Origin of the sequence: Streptomyces sp. DH41, assembly GCF_029813785.1 — a bacterium.
In the GTDB taxonomy this organism is placed as follows: Bacteria; Actinomycetota; Actinomycetes; order Streptomycetales; family Streptomycetaceae; genus Streptomyces.
In genome coordinates, this window is sequence record NZ_JARVKY010000021.1 from 19,084 (window position 1) to 35,199 (window position 16,116).

13 protein-coding genes and 2 pseudogenes are annotated in these 16,116 nt (G+C 68.4%); 6 read left to right on the forward strand and 9 right to left on the reverse strand.

The window, feature by feature from the left end:
- Nucleotides 1-79: 79 nt before the first annotated feature.
- Complete coding sequence (locus QC283_RS28885) at nt 80-682, reverse strand: TetR/AcrR family transcriptional regulator (protein ID WP_279564653.1); 603 nt, start codon at nt 680-682, stop codon at nt 80-82.
- Between the two features lie 160 nt (nt 683-842).
- Between QC283_RS28885 and QC283_RS28890 the strand changes: the two genes are divergently transcribed.
- Entirely contained in the window at nt 843-1,697 is an 855-nt protein-coding gene (locus QC283_RS28890) for an NAD(P)H-binding protein (RefSeq protein ID WP_279564654.1), read from the forward strand.
- A gap of 86 nt (nt 1,698-1,783) precedes the next feature.
- Here the strand turns inward: QC283_RS28890 and QC283_RS28895 are convergent, their stop codons facing one another.
- The 5 genes and pseudogenes from QC283_RS28895 to QC283_RS28915 all read right to left on the reverse strand — a co-directional run bounded on the left by QC283_RS28895 (nt 1,784) and on the right by QC283_RS28915 (nt 7,198).
- Nucleotides 1,784-2,866: a peptidase C39 family protein gene (locus QC283_RS28895; protein ID WP_279564655.1), complete on the reverse strand. Its 1,083-nt coding sequence runs from the start codon at nt 2,864-2,866 to the stop codon at nt 1,784-1,786.
- A 39-nt stretch (nt 2,867-2,905) separates the two neighbouring features.
- Nucleotides 2,906-3,433 (reverse strand): annotated as a pseudogene (locus tag QC283_RS28900) (iron chelate uptake ABC transporter family permease subunit); the annotation flags it as partial.
- Nucleotides 3,434-3,672: 239 nt separating this feature from the next.
- Nucleotides 3,673-4,359: a hypothetical protein gene (locus QC283_RS28905; protein WP_279564656.1), complete on the reverse strand. Its 687-nt coding sequence runs from the start codon at nt 4,357-4,359 to the stop codon at nt 3,673-3,675.
- A gap of 29 nt (nt 4,360-4,388) precedes the next feature.
- Nucleotides 4,389-6,749 (reverse strand): hypothetical protein, encoded by a 2,361-nt coding sequence (locus QC283_RS28910; protein WP_279564657.1) that lies wholly within the window; start codon nt 6,747-6,749, stop codon nt 4,389-4,391.
- 20 nt (nt 6,750-6,769) lie between these two features.
- The gene (locus QC283_RS28915) at nt 6,770-7,198 is read right to left on the reverse strand and encodes a hypothetical protein (protein ID WP_279564658.1); all 429 of its coding nucleotides are present in this window, start codon (nt 7,196-7,198) and stop codon (nt 6,770-6,772) included.
- Nucleotides 7,199-7,886: 688 nt separating this feature from the next.
- Between QC283_RS28915 and QC283_RS28920 the strand changes: the two genes are divergently transcribed.
- Nucleotides 7,887-8,396 carry a hypothetical protein gene (locus QC283_RS28920; RefSeq protein WP_279564659.1) on the forward strand — a complete coding sequence of 170 codons (510 nt, stop codon included), beginning with the start codon at nt 7,887-7,889 and terminating at the stop codon, nt 8,394-8,396.
- Nucleotides 8,397-8,689: 293 nt separating this feature from the next.
- Here QC283_RS28920 and QC283_RS28925 read toward each other — a convergent pair whose 3' ends face one another.
- Nucleotides 8,690-10,117, reverse strand: a complete 1,428-nt coding sequence (locus QC283_RS28925; protein WP_279564660.1) for a non-reducing end alpha-L-arabinofuranosidase family hydrolase — start codon at nt 10,115-10,117, stop codon at nt 8,690-8,692.
- A gap of 755 nt (nt 10,118-10,872) precedes the next feature.
- Between QC283_RS28925 and QC283_RS28930 the strand changes: the two genes are divergently transcribed.
- The 4 genes from QC283_RS28930 to QC283_RS28945 all read left to right on the forward strand — a co-directional run bounded on the left by QC283_RS28930 (nt 10,873) and on the right by QC283_RS28945 (nt 14,976).
- Nucleotides 10,873-12,306 (forward strand): endo-1,4-beta-xylanase, encoded by a 1,434-nt coding sequence (locus tag QC283_RS28930; RefSeq protein WP_279564661.1) that lies wholly within the window; start codon nt 10,873-10,875, stop codon nt 12,304-12,306.
- A 400-nt stretch (nt 12,307-12,706) separates the two neighbouring features.
- Nucleotides 12,707-12,877 carry a 50S ribosomal protein L32 gene (rpmF, locus tag QC283_RS28935; RefSeq protein WP_279564662.1) on the forward strand — a complete coding sequence of 57 codons (171 nt, stop codon included), beginning with the start codon at nt 12,707-12,709 and terminating at the stop codon, nt 12,875-12,877.
- Between the two features lie 6 nt (nt 12,878-12,883).
- Entirely contained in the window at nt 12,884-14,071 is a 1,188-nt protein-coding gene (locus QC283_RS28940) for a GTP-binding protein (RefSeq protein ID WP_279564663.1), read from the forward strand.
- 74 nt (nt 14,072-14,145) lie between these two features.
- Nucleotides 14,146-14,976, forward strand: coding sequence for a class I SAM-dependent methyltransferase (locus QC283_RS28945; protein ID WP_279564664.1), 831 nt, complete (start codon nt 14,146-14,148; stop codon nt 14,974-14,976).
- Here the strand turns inward: QC283_RS28945 and QC283_RS28950 are convergent.
- A pseudogene (locus QC283_RS28950) lies at nt 14,895-15,157 on the reverse strand (hypothetical protein); the annotation flags it as partial. The gene QC283_RS28945 and the pseudogene QC283_RS28950 overlap by 82 nt on opposite strands.
- A 107-nt stretch (nt 15,158-15,264) precedes the next feature.
- On the reverse strand, nt 15,265-16,104 hold the full coding sequence (locus tag QC283_RS28955) for an ABC transporter substrate-binding protein (protein WP_336620670.1): 840 nt from the start codon (nt 16,102-16,104) through the stop codon (nt 15,265-15,267).
- Nucleotides 16,105-16,116: the final 12 nt, after the last annotated feature.

Consider the following 16,116-nt stretch of genomic DNA (forward strand, 5'->3'; position numbering starts at 1 on the left):
CCCGGCCGCACGGGAGTCGTGCCGCACCGGAGCGAGACGAGCCCCGAGGGTGACGGGTGACACCAGGGCGAGGGCGCTGTCATCGTCCGCCGGAATCCGAGGAGCGCCCTCGGATTCCGTCCAGGAGGTACACGGTGCGGCGGTCATAGTCGTCCCGGGAAGGCCGTTTGCCGTGCTTGAGGGCGAGGGCGCTGTCGACGACGAGTGCGTGGAGGTCGCCCGCCGTGAACTCCGGCCGCAGCGCACCGGAGGCCCGCGCCGCCGCGATGAACTCCTCGTTGGCCTCGCTCCCGACCCGGCAGATCTCCATGAGCTGCCGCGAGTGCGGATATGTCTGCAACAGAACGTCGTTGAAGGCGGGTTGGCGGTACTGGAGGTCGCGGATCGCGGTGAGGTAGTACGCGATCCGCTCGCCACCGCCGTCGATGGTCCGAGTGTGGTCGATGACGGCGAACAGCTCACTCGCCACGACCTCCTCGATGACGGCTTCGATGAGGCCGATCCGTCCGCCGAACCGGTTGAAGATCGTGGCCTTGCTCACCCCTGCCGCCTTGGCGACCTCCTCCAGCGGCACCGTCAGGCCCTGCCCCTGGAAGGCGCCGATCGCGGCAGAGCGGATCTGCTCGGAATTGCGCCTGGCGTCGGCACGCAGCCGGGATTCCGAAGGCACCGCACCGGCCATGACCCTCACCGTCTCTCTCTGTCGGCCCACCGTCGTAACTTGACTCGCCGGGTCAGCTTACCTACGGTCGCAGACACCAGCGAAGCTGACCCACATGGTCAACTTACGACTCCGCCCACCGCCGAGTCGGACCCCGTGGGCACTCAGGAAGGTCACGAACATGATCGTTGTCACCGGCGCCACCGGTGGGCTGGGCGGCGCCACCGTCGAACACCTCCTCAAGCGCGTACCCGCCGACCGGATCGGCGTCAGTGTCCGCGACGCCGCCAAGGCGCGGCACTTCGCCGAGCGCGGCGTGCGCGTGCGGCAGGGTTCCTACGAGGACCCTGCCGCGCTGCGTGACTCGTTCGCCGGTGCCGAGCAGGTCCTCCTGGTGTCCGGCAACGACCCGGCCGCCGACATGGTCGGCCTGCACCGCCGTGCCATCGAAGCCGCGGTCGCGGCCGGCGTCCGCCGGGTGCTCTACACGAGCCAGCAGGGCGCCGTCCCCGGCAACCCGTACCGGCCGTCGGACATCCACATCGCCACCGAGGCGATCCTCGACGACTCCGGGATCGACTGGACCGCACTGCGCAACGGCGCCTACGGCCCGCTCGATCAGGTTCTCGGCCCGTGGCAGCAAACCGGCGTGATCGCCCAGCCGGAAGACGGCCCCGTCCCGTACACCGACCGCGCCGACATAGCCGAGGCCACCGCGGTCGTTCTCGCCGGTGACCGCTCCTTCGACGGCCCCGTCACCCTCACCGCACCGGCCGCCCTCACCTTCGACGATTTCACCGAGATCGCCTCCGACCTCACCGGTCGCACCATCGAGCGCGTCGTCCTGGACGACGAGCAGTGGGTCGCCGACCAGATCACGACCGGCGTGCCGGAGCAGATGGCCCGGCTCATGCTCACCTGGTACCAGGCCGCCCGCGCGGGCTGCTTCGCCGAAGCCGACCCGCTGCTGGCCGACCTCCTCGGCCGCGAGCCCCGCACCGCCGCCGACCGGCTCGCGGCCCACATCGCCGCCTGAGGCTTCTCGACGGCGGCGTTCTCAGGGACGACACGTACTACACGCTGCCCGTCCGCCATCACGAACCGACCGTCAGCTACGGATGGTCATGAGTGCCGGTCGGCCTCGCTTGCGACGGTCACGGCGCCGCGGAAGCCGTCCGGCGCGTGGGTGGACATCGTGTCGAGCGCGGTGTCCGGGACGGGCAGCAGGTGGGCGTCGAGCCAGGTGTCCCCCGTCGCCGTGTTGGCCCATGGATCGTCGATCACGAGGGCGCCCGGCACAGCGCCGTGGCAGAGCACCCAGTGCGGTACGTCGAACCCCAGCATCGCGTCGAGCGAGATGAGGAGCAGTACGTGTTCCCGGCGTTCGACCGCGGCGCGGATCGCGGTCATGGGGAGGTGGTCCGGGTCGACCGGGACGCCGGTCCGTTCCGCCTCCGTGCGCGCGCTCCGCTGGAGGATCGCGCGCCATTCCTGTTCGTGTTCCGGCAGGTGGCCGAGGAGGACGGGCTGGTCGGTGTCGAGGTGGACCGTGACGGGGGACGACGGCCAGGCCCGGCGTACGGCGACGCCCAGTCCGACGGGTTCGCAGGCGGGGAAGTTGGTCGCGTCGCGCCACAGCGTCAGCTCGGCGCGGCGGTCGAGTGCCTCCCGGGACACCTTGCCCGCATGTGCCTGGGCGACGAGCGCGGTCACGGCACCGCAGGTGAAGTGGGTGGTCTGGCCGTAGTAAGGGGGCGGGGGCTGGGCCGGTGTCCCGCCGTCCAGCCAGAGCACGTATCCCGTGGCGGGCCCCGCCGTCTCGTCCCCCCGCGCCAGACCCGGACCGAGCGGTGGGCGCAGTGCGGTGAAGCCCGCTGCGGCGGCGTCCTCGCAACTCGCCGTCCAGCCTTCCCACTTGACCTGCGCCAGGCCCTGGCAGCGGGCATGGTCGACGACCGCGGCGACGGCCGCCCGTACGTCACCGACGGCATCGACGATCTTCAGGTAGGCCGTCCGCGGACGCGCCGTCACGAGCGCGGCGGCGGTCCACTCCCCGCCCTCCCCCGCGACGGCCACGATGTGCGGGTGGTGCGCCGAGCGGTCGACCGTGTGCCAGCGCTCCGGCACCTCGTGCCCGCCGACCGCCATACCGGCCTCGAACGGTACGACGACGCTCGTGACCGGCGTCTCCTGCTGGCTGGGCATCGGTGCTCCTGGGAGGGGTGAGGGGAGGGTGGGTGAGCGTCAGGCGCGGGACTGCCGGAGCACCCAGACGAAGTACGGTGCGCCGACCAGCGCGATCATCAGTCCCGCCGGTACCTGGAAGGGTGCGACGACCGTACGGCCGAGGGCGTCGGCCACACAGACCAGTACGCCGCCGAGCAGCATCGCGACCGGGAGCGAGCGGCCGTGCCGGACGCCCACGAGCGACCGGGCGAGGTGCGGGGCGACGAGGCCCACGAAACCGACGACGCCGACGGCGACCACGCTGAGCGCGGCGAGTACGGCCGTGATCGCCAGCGCGAAGAAGCGTGTGCGCTCCACCTTGACGCCGACGATGCGCGGGGTGTCCTCGTCGACCGCGAGCAGGTCGAGGCGGCCGCGCATGGCGAGCAGTACGGGCAGCGCGAGCGCCAGGGCGACCGCGACCGGTAGGACGTCGGGGAACGTACGGCCGTACGTGGTGCCCGAGAGCCAGGTGAAGATGCGGGGCGTGTTGTACGGGTCGGCGCGCAGGAGGAGGAAGGTGGTGACGGAGCTGAGTCGACTTCCCGCTGCCGTTCCGGAAGGGCGAGGGCCCGCCGTACGACGGTCCCGGCCTCGCGCCGCCACATCCCGGGGTTCCCCTCGGCGGCAGCGTGGGACGTTCGGGCCATACGGGCGAGGCTGTCCGGGGCGGTACGGGACGCTCCGGGGCCCTCGTGCGCGCGCACAGCTCTCGACCGCGCCGTCCGGTACGGGTAGTCAGGGGAGAGCCCTCTGATCATGGTCGTTTCCGCCTACGCCGACGCCTACGCGGGATCGAGCACGGGCCTCGCGGGGAGCCCGCCGTTCTTCTCGCAGCGCAGTTCCTTGGCCATGGCCAGCGAGAAGGAGTGAGCCACGGTCGCGTAGGCGTCCTTCAACGCCTCGACGTTGCCCTCGGGCTCCTTCGGCACAGCCCTGTGCTCCACGCCGATGACAATGCGGACGTCGTCCGAGGAACCCAGCTTGTCGCTCCGACACGGGAACCGGACGTACGCCATGTCCGCCGCCGCCAGAGTCTCCTCCCCCATCTTCAGCTCGGTGAACTTCGGGGCCGCCGGGTCGCCCGCCGGGGCGTCGTCGGCCAGCCTCCAGGTGATCCTGAGATCGAAATCCGGCGTACCACGGGGCGTGAAGACACGGCAAGCGTCCTCGGGCACGGTGGGGAGCGGGTACGAACCCACAAGGTCCGCTGCGGCCCGCTTGACGGTGTACTCCTCCGCCGAAGCCTCGAACCGCGCCGATCCTGTGATCACCTTCAGTGCCTTGGACGCGTCGGCGGACATGGCATCGCCGCCACAGAGTTGTGTCCCCACAACGATCTCGTAGTCGTCCGCGGCTCCGTCGTCATCCCCGTCCCCTCCACAACCCGTGGCTCCGAGGAGCAACGAACCGGCCACGGCCGCGGAGAGAAGACCCCCGCGTACCGACCCACTGTTGATCACTGTCCGCACCCCTACGTGTCCTCGGCCGTTCACTGGCATCAGCCGGCCTCCGGGTCGTTGCCCTGCTGGTTCTCCCGGTCGTTGCCGACCCCGTAGCCGATCAGCATCGAATCGTGCAGGTCCTGCGCGAACGGGTCTTTGCCAGGGTCCACGCCGTTATGCAGCAGGAACTCCTCCATCGGGGCCTCGGCCATGCTCTCACCGGCGGAGTAGATCTTGGTCTTCTCCTGCCTGGTGAGTTCCTCCACCTTCTCCTTGTGCTCGTCCACCGAATTGCCGGAAATGTCGCCGACCATCTGGCCGATGAGCTGCTCCGCAGCGCCACTGGCGGTATCGGTCAACAGCGGGACGAGCACCGCGGCCGTGCCCACGGCTGCGGTCGCGGGCAGGAAGGCGACGCCCGCCGCGATGCCCGCCACGGCGCCGAACTCGACCCAGCCCGCCCGCTCGGCGACCGCCTTCTCGTAGTCCTCGTGGGTCTTGAGGTTGGTCGCCTCCACCTGGTCGGCCCGAGACTGATCGAGCATGCCCTGTACCTCGGCACCTACGCGCACAGTCGCCCTGGCCCTGGCCTCGACCTCCTCGGTGATCTTCCCGTCCGGGCCCACCGTGCCTTCCAGCGCGCTGCGGGTGTAGACCTGCTCCGCGGTCGAGATCGTCGCGTAGGCGTCCGGGTGCTGGCCGAGGGTGCTGAGGAAGCCCCGGACGACGCTCCGCCCGTTCCCGTCCAGGGTGTCCGCGAAGTCGATGTGTCCGTCCGGGTTCTTGCCCGGCGCGAACACGCTGTCCGGATCGTTCTTGGCCAGCGCCCAGTTGATGTCGTCGATGTACCCGGCGCCCATGACGCCCAGACTGTCGACCATCGCCTCGTGGCGCTCCTTGAGGAGACCCGGGTCATCGGCGTACTTCTCCATGACCTTCTGCATGACCGCTGCGTTGTCCTCGTCCCGCACCACATCGGCGTCCGGGTGTCCGGCCGGGTAGCCGAGGGTCGCTGCCTCCAGGGCGTGGCCGAGGGCATCGGGCATGTGGTCGAGCGACGCCTCGCGCTCCTTCGGGTCAAGCGAGTTGACGTCGGCGAAGGACTCCCACTTCTCGTTGGTGAAGAAGTCGAGGTAGTTGTCGATCACCTCGCCGTCCTTGTCCTTGCCGAGGTCGGCCGTGGCGCCGCGGTTGACCGTACCGTCCTCGTTGTACGCGGTCGGGGGGTCGGCGAAGAACTTCTTCGCCGCTTCCGGGCTGTTGCCGAGCGCCTCCAGCATGGCGGTGGCCGGGTCGTAGCCGGCGCCGTTCACTCCGGAGGGGTTGTAGGGGTTCTTGTACCAACTGTTCACCATCTTGGTCTCGGCGAACAGACCCGGGTCCTTCTGGTGCAGTTGCGCCACGTGTTCGGCGATCGGATTGAGGAACCTCGCGTCGTAGTTCCCGTAGCGCATGACCCCGCCGAGCAGTTGGTATCCGAACGGCCCGCCGGGATCGTGCCTGGACAGCGCGACGTGCTCCGTACCCAACTTGCGAAGCTCCGGGCCCCACTTGTCGGTGAACTGCTTGTCGTGGGAGGCGGTGGCCAGGTTGAGGCCGAGGTTCTTCTGAAGCTCCTGGACGTCCTTGAGGCGCTCGGAGTCGACCTTGTCGTACTCCTGCGTGTCCATGGCGAGCTGGCCGAAGAACGCGAGCGACTTCTCGGGGCCGAGCTTCTGATAGAAGTTCTTGGCGAACTCCTGCGACCGACTGTTGTCCTTCAGCAGTTCGTTGAGCTGCTGGAGTTCCTTGTGCGTGAGGTCCCGTCCCTTGGCCGCCAGGGCGGCGGCACGGGCGGCCTCCTCCTGGTCCAGCTTCGTGTACGTCGGAGCGCTGAAGTCCTTGCGGTCGGTGACGTTGGCCTCGAGGGTCTTCTTGAGGGCGACGTCGGTGTCGTTGCAGTTGTCGACGATGAGGTCGATCCTCTTCTGCCACGACTCGATGTTCCTCTTCTCCTCCTGGAGGAGCTCGCTGTAGTCGGGGGCGTGCCGTGCCGCGGGGATGCCCGACAACGGGTTCCGCGCCGAGACCTTGCCCTTGCCGTCCACGCGGATACCGGCCGCGGGCCCCTCGTGGTCCCGGATGTTGACCAGGTCGTCCTTGGCCTTCTTGATGGCCGCGTAGCCCTCTTCCAGGATCCGCTTCACACCCTCGGCCTCGGCCGCGGCGTCCGTGAACTCCTTGGCCGTCTTGCCGATGAACGCTTTGGTGACCCCTGCGTTGACGCCCTCCCAGGCCGCCTTGCCCGCCTTGGTCTTCATCCCGTCGGCGGCTTCGGTGGCGAGCTGGTCCAGGTTCCCCGCCATCTCCGACCAGTCGTCGACGGCGGCCTTCAGCTTCGCCACCGGGGCGTCGATGACGTCCTCGTACTGCAGCATGTCGCGCACTCCCCCGGGTCCTACTTCATGTATTCCGTGAGCACGGAGATCCGGGTCAGATCACCCTCGACCTTCGCCTCGTCCTTGGCGTGCCGGGCCTTGCTGTAATCGAGGTGATTCGAAATCTGTGCGCAAGCGTCCAGCAGCGTCTTCAGGTGGGTCTGCCAGAAGTCGTGCACCTTCAGCACGGCCGAACCGCTCAGGAAGTTCCCGTTGGTCAGCGCCGTCGCCGCGTCGAACGTGGAGGCACGGGCGAGATCGCCCTCCTTCCCCAGCCGACCCAGCAGGTCATACGCGTCATTGCCGATAGCGCCGAGGTCATCCCGATTGACCACCAGGTCCTTGCCGCCACCACCTCCGCCGCCGTCGGCCGGAACGCTGTTGATCCGCATGGCAGTCCGCTCGGCCGCCGCCGCACGCAATTCCGCCCACTCCTGCTCGAACGTCATGAATTCCCCCAAGTCCTTCCGCGCAGGCCACTTCACCGTACTCGCGCGGCCACCACCCTGATCCCCTGTCTCTTGTATCACCACCCGCCCCAGCGATCGGTAGGGCTCTCCTGGCCATAGCCGTGATCACTCTCGTCACCTCGGGCTGCGGACACCGCGCCACCGAGGAACGGCAAGGAACTCCCCGTCGCGATCACCTCGGCCGGGCCTGGGCTCCTGACGGTGAAGACGCTGCTCGGCGCCCTTCCGCCGGAACCGACCGACGACGCCGCTTTCACCGAACGGGCGCTGTGGACGATGCGTAAAGGCACCGATTCCATGGCCGGGACCCCGGGGAAGACCAGCGCCGCATGCGAGGACGGCCAGGCGACCGGGGCGACGCGTCCGGTACCGGGACCATGGTCAGGAACTGGCCGACCGCGCCTGCCACGGTGGGCTGCGTCACGCACTCCGCTCGGCGGACGGGGCGGCCACTCGCCGTACCGCTGCCGCAGAGACGCCCTGCCGTGCGAACGAGCAGAGGCCGCACGTCGCCGTCCTCGTCCGCGACAGGCGCTGCGGGCCTGTATTCTTCGCTGCGAAGTCCGGCGCGTACAAGCACTTCGAAACAGCGCCCGTCTCCCGAGCCACTCGGAGACGGGCGCTTTTTTGTTGCCGGTTTCCCTATCGAGCTACGAGGAGCCGCACTGTGAGCGACAACCTCTTTCACACCCACCTGCCGCGCAACCCGAAGGAGTTCGTAGCGTTCATGCTGGTCATCGCCGTGATCTCGGTGAACACCATCCCGGTGGCGATCGGCGGCCTGGCCTCCGGCTTCACTCTGGCCATGTGGGCCGATCTGCTGCGGGTGTCGCCGGTCCTGCTGGTCGCGGTCGTGGCCGTCGTCCTGCTGACGAGGAAGCCCGCCCAACTGCTCACCGCTCGGCTCGTGCGCCCGGGCGACAGCTTCCGCGCCCATATGATCCTGAACGCCCTGTGCAGCGTGCTGTTGATCTCCCTCGTGATGACGGTGGTCGGCACGTGGATCGGCACGCGGCAGGTCTCCACCGAGCCCCTGGAGCGGTTCGCGCACCTGTGGCCGCGGAACTTCACCATCGCGTTCTTCATCGAGGCGCTGCTCGCCCAGCCGGTCGCCCGGCAGGTCATGCGCCGCCTCCACCAGCGCGTCGACGCCCGCGCCGCGCTCGCGGCGGCCTGACAGCCACTCCCGGCGCCCCAGGGTTGGTCCTCACCCTGCGAACGGGAGGACCAACCCTGTCACCGAGGTGGAGCGCGTGGATGGGAGGTGCGGCCGGCCAGGCGCAACAAGCACGCGCGTCTGCGGCCACAGAACGCGGAGGAGGGCTGAGGTGAGAGGAACCCCGGCCGTCGCACGGCTGGGGTTCCTCGATGCGGTGGTGTCGGTCAGCAGGCCGTACCGACCCTGCCGCGAACCGCTCGCCCACACGTCTGCGGACCGCGCCACCTCACGGTCACCGTGAATCGGGAAGGTCAGCGTTGCAGGGTGAGGACACCCGGCCGCCACGGCAGTCGGTTGTACTCGCCGCCCGCGTCAGGGTCCTTGCCCTGGTAGAGGAACTGCAGGTTGCAGGGGTCGATGGTCATGGTCTGGTCGGGGTTGTTCCGGACGAGGTCACCGTGGCTGATGTCGTTGGTCCAGGTGGCGCCGCTGTTGGCCCTGCCCGCGAAGGGGTTGCTCTCAGTGGCGGCCTGCGGGGTCCACGCGCCGTTCAGGCTGGAGGCCGTGAAGGAGCGGAAGTAGCGTCCGTTCGCGCCCATCGCCTCGACGATCATGAGGTACTGGTTCTGGCCCTGGACCTTGTAGACCTGCACGCCCTCGAACAGGTTGGCCTTCGTGTCGCTCATGATCGTCGTGTACGACGATCCGAAGTTGCCCGGGAAGTTCCCGATCGGCATGCTCGCCCGGTAGATCTTGCCGTTGTCACCGGCGAAGAACAGGTACATGTTCTGGCCGTCGGCGATCAGCGTCTGGTCGATCGGTCCGGTGTCGGAGCCGGAGATGCTCCCGGTGAACAGCGGCTGCGGGGAGGACCAGCCGTTGGGGTTGGTGGGGTCGCTCGACGTGCGGTAGATGAAGGGCCACGAACCCCACTGGTACGCCAGCACCCAGATGTTCTTGGGCGCGAAGTAGAACAGCGTGGGCGCCACCGCGGCCTGGCTCATCGCGTTCTGGCCGGCCGACGCCATGTCCGACCAGTTGGTGAAGGGACTGAACATCATCGAGCCGTACGACGATCCCGAGAAGTTGGACGCGTAGACCAGGTGCTTGCCGTTGTGCGTCACGGTGGTGAAGTCCTTCACCGCGGCCCACCCGTTCGCCGGCTGCGCCAGCACGCCCGTCGAAGTCCACCGGTACGTCGACGGAAGGGAACACGGGCCGTCCGTCGGCGGCGTCCCGGACAGGCCGGTCCACTTCTGGTTGCTGCCGCCGTTGCACGTCCACAGCTGGACCGCCGTGCCGTTGGCCGTACCGTTGTCCTTCACGTCCAGGCACAGCCCGGACTCCACGCCGACGACCGTGCCGTCGGAGTTCACCCGCCACTGCTGGTTCGCGGCACCGCTGCAGCTCCAGATCTGCACCCGGGTACCGGCCGTGGTGGCGTGGCCCGGAACGTCCAGGCACTTGTCGCCGTACACGGTCAGCCGGCCGGCGTCCGTCAGCGTCCACTGCTGGTTGGTCCCGCCCCAGCAGTCGTAGATCTGCAGGGACGTGCCGTCGGCCCGGTCGGCGCCCAGCACATCGAGACACCGGTTCGAACCAACACCGCGCAAGGCGCCACTGGTGGCCGCCTGGGCCGGGGTGGTGGCGACGAGCAGTGCCGCCAACGCGGCCAGGGCCGCAGCCACGGCGGCGAGCACCGCGTACGGATGCCTGCGGCTCAGTTTTCCTCTGTGCATGGGAACTTCCTCAACCTTGAGACGAAGAGAGCACCGACAATGCATTGGCAGGGGCATGACATGACGCATGCGGGCCATGGCATACGCATGACGTACACATGCGGCACGGATCCTTACGGCTTCGCGTTCGGGCGGTGCGCCTCGGAGTCGCCCTGCCGCGCGATGGAGCGAGCCAAAGGTTCGAAGTATCGAACGCGATACGGAGTGTCGAGCAACCTGAATGATAGGGAGCCGACGAACGGCGTCAATACCCCTCGCACACGTCGCCATCGCTACCGAAAGGTTCGCAATGACCTATGCATAAAGCGTCGCACGTCACACCACCAGTGTCCGACACGCGACCCGCCCATCCCGCCCTACGGCTCCCACTGTCGGCGGCGCCGAGGGTGCGGCGCTCACCTCAGTCAGGACCGAAAGTTTCGAACGAAAAACTGAAACTTTTCCTGCGGAGAGGATTGACGATGCATCATCAACGCCTCGATCATTCCTGTCTGGAACCCCGGCCACAGCTCGAGATCTTGAACCGCATCAGCCCTGGGCAATCCGTACCGCACGTCAGATCCGCGCACGACCGCACTACAGAGCCGCGCACCTGCGTCGAAGATCATCCCGTCCCATGACCGCTGTGTCCGGTGATTCCGTGCCGTCCGGGCCCCGGCCCGCCCCGTCCATCCGTCCGGCTGCCGAATGGGAGCGGACGACGCAATCCCCCTCGCTCCAGTCCCTTCCGTGACGTCCACTTTGGAGGCACAGCAATGGGCTCGTACGCCCTTCCCAGATCCGCTGTCCGCCGCAAGATCCGCGGCCTGCTGTTGGCCCTGGTCGTCGGCGCCACCGGTACGGCCACCGCGCTGGTCACCCCGCCGACCGCACACGCCGCCGAGAGCACGCTCGGCGCGGCGGCGGCGCAGAGCGGCCGCTACTTCGGTGTCGCCATCGCCTCGGGCAAGCTGGGCGACTCGACCTACACGTCGATCGCGAACCGTGAGTTCAACTCGGTGACGGCCGAGAACGAGATGAAGATCGACGCCACCGAACCGCAGCGGGGCCAGTTCAACTTCAGCGCCGCCGACCGCGTCTACAACTGGGCGGTGCAGAACGGCAAGGAGGTGCGCGGTCACACCCTGGCCTGGCACTCCCAGCAGCCCGGCTGGATGCAGAGCCTCAGCGGCAACGATCTGCGCCAGGCGATGATCGGCCACATCAACGGCGTCATGGCCCACTACAAGGGCAAGATCGCCCAGTGGGACGTGGTGAACGAGGCCTTCGCCGACGGCAGTTCGGGTGCCCGGCGCGACTCCAACCTGCAACGCAGCGGCAACGACTGGATCGAGGTCGCCTTCCGCACCGCTCGCGCGGCCGACCCGGACGCCAAGCTCTGCTACAACGACTACAACGTCGAGAACTGGAACTGGGCCAAGACCCAGGCCATGTACAACATGGTGCGGGACTTCAAGCAGCGTGGCGTGCCGATCGACTGCGTCGGCTTCCAGTCGCACTTCAACAGCGGCAGCCCCTACGACAGCAACTTCCGCACCACCCTGCAGAACTTCGCCGCCCTCGGCGTCGACGTGGCCGTCACCGAGCTCGACATCCAGGGTGCCTCGCCCACGACCTACGCCAACGTGGTCAACGACTGCCTGGCCGTCTCGCGCTGCCTCGGCGTCACCGTCTGGGGTGTGCGCGACAGCGACTCCTGGCGATCGGAGCAGACGCCGCTGCTGTTCAACAACGACGGCAGCAAGAAGTCCGCCTACACCTCCGTCCTCAACGCGCTCAACGGCGGCGACTCCACAGAGCCCCCCGCGGACGGCGGACAGATCAAGGGCGTCGGCTCGGGCCGCTGCCTGGACGTGCCCAACGCGAGCACCACCGACGGCACCCAGCTCCAGCTGTGGGACTGCCACAGCAACAGCAACCAGCAATGGACGTACACCGACGCGGGTGAGCTCCGGGTCTACGGCGACAAGTGCCTGGACGCCGCCGGCACCGGCAACGGCGCCAAGGTCCAGATCTACAGCTGCTGGGGCGGCGACAACCAGAAGTGGCGCCTCAACTCCGACGGATCCGTCGTCGGCGTCCAGTCGGGCCTCTGCCTCGACGCCGTCGGATCCGGCACCGCCAACGGCACCCTGATCCAGCTCTACTCCTGCTCGAACGGCAGCAACCAGCGCTGGACCCGCGCCTGACAAGGCCTGCCACACCAAGATCGCTGATGCCCGCGAGGGTCGCCGCCGTGATGGCGGCGGCCCTCGCGGTCGGCATGCTCGCCCGCGGTGCATCCGACGGCGGCTTCCACCGCCTCAGGGCCCGGCACGCGGACAGGGTTCCCGACGTGGCCGGCACCTCGACCGCAGACGGTGCCGCGATGCGCGAAACCGCAGCTCAGGAGCCCTTCTGCGCAGGCTTCAAGAATCACCACGCACTCCAGTGGCGCGTCATCGAAGGATGTCCGCTCGAGCACGTCCCGCGAAGCGTCGAACGAGCGTCACGGTGCGAGCATCTGGTGCGCCCCTCTCGTGCCGATCGTAATGACATCCATTTTCATGTATCGTCTGCCTCGCTCACCGATCGCACCCGGAGGTCCTCATGGCCGTACCCAAACGCAAGATGTCGCGCAGCAACACCCGGCACCGTCGCGCGCAGTGGAAGGCCACGACGCCGCAGCTGGTGACGGTCGCGGTGGACGGCGTGCCGTACCTCGTTCCCCAGCGGCTGGCCAAGGCTTACGAGCGCGGACTGCTCCACCCCGAGGGCTGACCCGGCATGACCTACGCCTCCTCGCCGCGCCTTCCCGTCACCGTCCTGTCGGGCTTTCTCGGCGCCGGAAAGACCACCCTGCTCAACCATGTCCTCGGTAACCGCGATGGTCTGCGTGTCGCTGTCATCGTCAACGACATGAGCGAGGTCAACATCGACGCCGCCCTCGTGCGCGGCGGCGAGGCCGCATTGTCCCGCACCGAAGAACGCCTGGTCGAGCTGACCAACGGGTGCATCTGCTGCACCCTGCGCGACGATCTGCTGGAAGAGGTGGACCGGCTGGCGCGCGAGGGCCGCTTCGACTACCTCCTCATCGAGTCCTCCGGTATCTCGGAGCCCATGCCCGTGGCGGCCACCTTCGCCTTCGCCCGTGACGACGGCGCCACCCTCGGCGACCTGGCCCGGCTGGACACGATGGTGACGGTCGTGGACGCCGCCAACTTCCTGCCCGAGCTGTCCGGCGGCGACGAGCTGGCCGAACGGGGCCTGGACCAGTACGAGGACGACGAACGCACCGTCAGCGACCTGCTCATGGACCAGATCGAGTTCGCCGACGTCATCGTCCTCAACAAGCTCGACCTCGTCGACTCCGCGTCCGCCGACCGGTTGCGGGCCACCCTGGCCCGCCTCAACCCCGCCGCCCACGTCGTTCCTGCCGTGCGGGGCCGCGTACCGGTCGGCGAAGTCCTGGGCACCAGCCGCTTCGACCTGGAGCGCGCACAGCAGGCACCGGGCTGGGTCAGGGAACTCAACGGCGACCACGTACCCGAGACGGAGGAGTACGGCATCTCCTCCACCGTCTTCCGCTCCGCGACGTCTTTCCATCCCGAGCGGCTGTGGACGTTCGTCACCGAGGTTCTGGACAGCGGAGCCCACGGCGAGGTACTCAGGTCCAAGGGCTTCTTCACGCTGGCCAGCCGCCCGCATGTGACGGGACTGTGGTCCCAGGCCGGTTCCGTGGCTCGCTTCGAACCTTCCTCGGCGCGTGACACCGACAGCCCGCACGCCCAGGAACTCGTCTTCATCGGAACCCACTTGGACGCGGAGTCCCTGCGCGCGGCTCTGGCCGACTGCCTCATGCGGGACAGTGAGGCTCCGCCCGCCGACGACCCCTTCCCCGCCTGGGACACCTACGGGTTCGACGAGAGCTGCGCACACGAGCACGACCCCCTCACCACCGTGACGGGGCACTGAGACTCCGGGCCGGACGGTGGTCGCAGCCACGGCACCGTCCGGCCCGGTATACACCCGTGTCAGGGAGGCCGCGCATGGACAGGGAAAAGCCGCGCCTGGGAACGGTGCAGGAAACGCTCCTCATCCCGCTGTACGCCCGCGCGGTGGAGAACCGCAAGGAACACGCCCTGCTCCGGGACCCCCGCGCCGAAGAGATCGTCGTCTCCATCGACTACGACTTCACGCGCTTCGACGACCTGCCCAGCCTCACCGGAGCACTGCTGCGCACCCGCCTGTTCGACCGGTGGGCGGCGGACTTCCTGTCCGAACACCCCGACGGCACCGTGGTCGAGATCGGCATCGGCCTCAACACGCGCTACGAACGGGTGGACAACGGCCGTGCCCGGTGGTTCGACCTCGACCTGCCCGACGTCATCGCCCTGCGCCGCGACTTCTTCACGGATACCCCGCGCCGCACGATGATCGCGGGCTCGGTGACGGACGAGCCGTGGGCCGCCGAAGTGGCCTCGCAGGCGGCCGGACCGTACCTGTTCCTCGCCGAAGCCGTGCTCCCCTACCTGGACGAGACCGACGTGCGCCGAGTCGTCGACCTGCTCGCCGACCGCTTCCCCGGTTCCCTCCTGGGCCTCGACACCGCCGGCGCCGGATTCTTCGATGCCCAGGAACACCACGACGCTCTCAGCAAGGTCGACGCCCGCATGCACTGGTACTGCCCCGACGTGGTGGCCCAACTGGCCGACTGGCGTCCAGGAGTCGACGTGGTGGCTTCACACACTCTCACCAGCCTGCCCCCATCCCTGCTGACCCGGCTGCCCGTCCCCTGTCAGCAGATGGTGTCCGCGATCGCCGCACAGAAGCCGCCCCAGGCCGAGGGGTACCGGCTCAGCCTGCTGCGCCTGCCCTGAGATCCGGCGTGCGCCTGCTCACGCATGTTGACCCGCGAGAGTCCGGACTTCCGCAGGTCTCCGCGAGGTCGGCCGTCCACGCTGTTTCGGTAGCGCACCCGGGTCGCGCCCGCGTTGCGGGCCGGCACCGCGGTTCCTCCACTGCGGCCTGACGTTCGGCGTCGGTCGAGGACGGCCGGCGGTTGGGGCGCCGCAGGCGGGGCGGGGGCGACTACTCCAAAAGAGGCCGAAGAACGGTCTGTCAGGCGGGCGTTCATGTGTGCCCGGCAGGCCCTGGCGTGCGGGAAGTCAGCCCTTGACTTCGCGCAGGTAGGTGGCGAACTTCTCCAGGCCGTCGATGTTGCGGGGGCCGCTGATGCCCTCGTTGTAGTCGAGGACGAAGAAGTTGTTCTTCTTCACGGCCGGGAGTTCCCTGGTGTGGGGGGACTTCTTCAGGAAGTCGATCTTCTTCGCGGCCGGCAGGTCGCCGTAGTCGAGGATGATGACGACTTCGGGCTCGCTCTCCGCCACGGATTCCCAGTTGACCTGGGTCCAGCGCTCGTCGAGGCTGTCGAAGACGTTCTTGCCGCCCGCCGTCTCGATGATGTCGTTGGGTGGCACCTGGTTGCCCGCGGTGAACGGCTGGTCGGTGCCGGAGTCGTAGAGGAAGACGGGCACCGGGTCGCCGTCCGGGGCCTTCGCCTCGACCTCCGCCGCCCGCTTCTTCGGCCCGCCGACGACCTCGGTGGCCTTCTTCTCGACCTGGAAGATCTTTCCCAGCCGTTCGAGGTCGGAGTAGAGAGCTTCGAAGGGGCTCATCTTCTCGGGGTGGCCGGAGTAGTTGAAGCAGCTTTCGGTGTGCATGAAGCTCTGGATGCCGAGCTTGTCCAGGATCTCGGGCGTGATGCCCCGCTCGTCCTCGAAGCCGGAGTTCCAGCCTGCCACGACGAAGTCGGACTTGGCCTCGACCACGACCTCTTTGTTCAGGAGGTCGTCGCTGAGCATGTTGCCACCCGTCAGGGTGGCGGCGGTGACGCCGTTCTCCGCGAGGATCCGGCAGGCGTTCTCGGAGCGGGCACCCGAGGCGCACACGACCAGGACGTCGCCGCGGTCGGCGGCGTGCCGGATGTCGGGCAGCGCACGCTGGATCTGGTCGAGGGG

What these genes read in the sequence shown, in the direction of transcription:
- QC283_RS28885 (WP_279564653.1), bottom strand. Translation starts at nt 682, where the DNA reads ATGGCCGGTGCGGTGCCTTCGGAATCCCGGCTGCGTGCCGACGCCAGG.
- QC283_RS28890 (WP_279564654.1), top strand. Translation starts at nt 843, where the DNA reads ATGATCGTTGTCACCGGCGCCACCGGTGGGCTGGGCGGCGCCACCGTC.
- QC283_RS28895 (WP_279564655.1), bottom strand. Translation starts at nt 2,866, where the DNA reads ATGCCCAGCCAGCAGGAGACGCCGGTCACGAGCGTCGTCGTACCGTTC.
- QC283_RS28910 (WP_279564657.1), bottom strand. Translation starts at nt 6,749, where the DNA reads ATGCTGCAGTACGAGGACGTCATCGACGCCCCGGTGGCGAAGCTGAAG.
- QC283_RS28915 (WP_279564658.1), bottom strand. Translation starts at nt 7,198, where the DNA reads ATGACGTTCGAGCAGGAGTGGGCGGAATTGCGTGCGGCGGCGGCCGAG.
- QC283_RS28925 (WP_279564660.1), bottom strand. Translation starts at nt 10,117, where the DNA reads ATGCACAGAGGAAAACTGAGCCGCAGGCATCCGTACGCGGTGCTCGCC.
- QC283_RS28930 (WP_279564661.1), top strand. Translation starts at nt 10,873, where the DNA reads ATGGGCTCGTACGCCCTTCCCAGATCCGCTGTCCGCCGCAAGATCCGC.
- rpmF (WP_279564662.1), top strand. Translation starts at nt 12,707, where the DNA reads ATGGCCGTACCCAAACGCAAGATGTCGCGCAGCAACACCCGGCACCGT.
- QC283_RS28940 (WP_279564663.1), top strand. Translation starts at nt 12,884, where the DNA reads ATGACCTACGCCTCCTCGCCGCGCCTTCCCGTCACCGTCCTGTCGGGC.
- QC283_RS28945 (WP_279564664.1), top strand. Translation starts at nt 14,146, where the DNA reads ATGGACAGGGAAAAGCCGCGCCTGGGAACGGTGCAGGAAACGCTCCTC.